Origin of the sequence: Mesorhizobium sp. M2A.F.Ca.ET.037.01.1.1, from assembly GCF_003998075.1 — a bacterium.
GTDB lineage: Bacteria > Pseudomonadota > Alphaproteobacteria > Rhizobiales > Rhizobiaceae > Mesorhizobium.
The window spans coordinates 1-1,410 of sequence record NZ_RZSA01001336.1 but is presented as its reverse complement, the minus strand read 5'-3'; the positions used below and the strand labels follow the sequence as shown (position 1 = coordinate 1,410).

At 66.0% G+C, this 1,410-nt stretch carries 3 protein-coding genes; 1 reads left to right on the top strand and 2 read right to left on the bottom strand.

Annotated features, from left to right (window positions below):
• The coding region (locus EOA27_RS36505; RefSeq protein ID WP_189562317.1) for an arginase family protein at positions 1–346 on the top strand (346 nt) is incomplete at its 5' end.
• Between the two features lie 18 nt (positions 347–364).
• Here the strand turns inward: EOA27_RS36505 and EOA27_RS36500 are convergent.
• The gene (locus EOA27_RS36500; RefSeq protein ID WP_126082747.1) at positions 365–775 is read right to left on the bottom strand and encodes a hypothetical protein; all 411 of its coding nucleotides are present in this window, start codon (positions 773–775) and stop codon (positions 365–367) included.
• 3 nt (positions 776–778) lie between these two features.
• On the bottom strand, positions 779–1,410 hold a 632-nt coding region (locus tag EOA27_RS36495; RefSeq protein WP_127258714.1), incomplete at its 5' end, for an aldose 1-epimerase family protein.

Here is a 1,410-nt window from a genome sequence, read left to right as displayed (position 1 = left end):
GCGCTATGGCAGCCGGTTCGTCACAGCGCGCGAGGTTCACGCCCACGGCGTCGAAGCTGCTTTGCAGCACATTCCGGAAGGAGCGCGTGTCGTCGTCACCCTAGACTGCGACAGCCTCGATCCCTCGATCATGCCGGGCGTGGCGGCGCGCACGCCCGGCGGCGTCAACTATACACAAGCGACCGACCTGATCGCGGGCCTCGGCAAGCGGGCCAGGATCGCGGGGTTCGACCTCGTTGAACTCTACCCACCCGCCGATATTGACGGCCTGTCGGCGCTGACCGCGGCGCGGCTTCTCGTCAATGCGATAGGTGCGATCGTGCGGCAGCCACGCTGGGAGGGCTAGCATCGGAAGAAGCCGGAGCTAGAAGAACCGTTCGAGAAATGCCGCCGTCACGTCCGAGATGCCGACGATCTTGTTCGTCGCCTGGCGGTAGAATTTGAAATTGAGCTCGATCTCGGGCCGGCCGTCCTTCCAGTCCCTGAAGCGCTTGAGCTCATTGCGGCCCAGCCGTTTCGTCGCCAGGGCGGTACGGCGGACTGAGACACTGACCCGCGGCGTCTGCCGTTCGAGATCGGGACGCCTGGGTGTGGCCTCCGATGAGGTCACGACGCCGCGCGCGATCAGCCCCTGCCCGCCTTCGTTCTCGCTGGCGAACAGGAAGATGACGTCGCCTTCCGCAATGCGCTTGCCGCCATACATGGTTTTCTGGGCGGCGAAGACGAAGGTTTCCGCCTGCGGGTCCTCGATCTCGGCCTTGATCGCGTACGCCATTGCCTACGGTTCCCGGCTGAGGCCGATCCGGTAGCTCAGGACGCGCCGGGTACCCGGCTCGATCAGCATGACGCCAGGCTTGCCGGTGAACTCGCCGTCGAAATCGACGGGACTGGCGATGCCGTGCCAGGGCTCGATGCACAGGAAAGGCGCGCCGCCGGGCTTGGACCAGATGCCCAGCTCGTTGAAGCCCTGCCATGACATCTCGATCGCCGGCCCGCGCTCGGCGGCGTAGCGCACGCTGTTGCTCACCGGCTTGTCGAGAATGACGGCGTCGTCGACGAACAGTTTTTCGGACAGCGGCAGCGTCTTTCCCTGGATGGGCGTCGGTTGCGGGGCCGGCAGCAGCAGGCCGTCCTTCAGGCGGCGGACCGGCGCCGGCTCATTCTTGGCGAAGGTCAGCCGATAGGCTTCCTTGGGCAGTTCCGGCAGCAGCGGCCAGTTGAACGCCGGATGCGCGCCGATCGAGGCCGGCAGCGGCTCGTCGCCGGTATTGGTGATCTCGAAGGTCACGCCAAGCTGCCGGGACGTCAGCTCGTAGCCGATGGCCAAGCGAAAGGCGAAGGGGTAGTGCGTCCGCGTTTCGGCGTTATCCGACAGCACCAATGTGCAGGAGGTCGGCCCCTGCTCCGCCC

Coding starts and splice junctions, on each gene's coding strand:
- EOA27_RS36500 (WP_126082747.1), bottom strand. CDS start 775: ATGGCGTACGCGATCAAGGCCGAGATCGAGGACCCGCAGGCGGAAACC.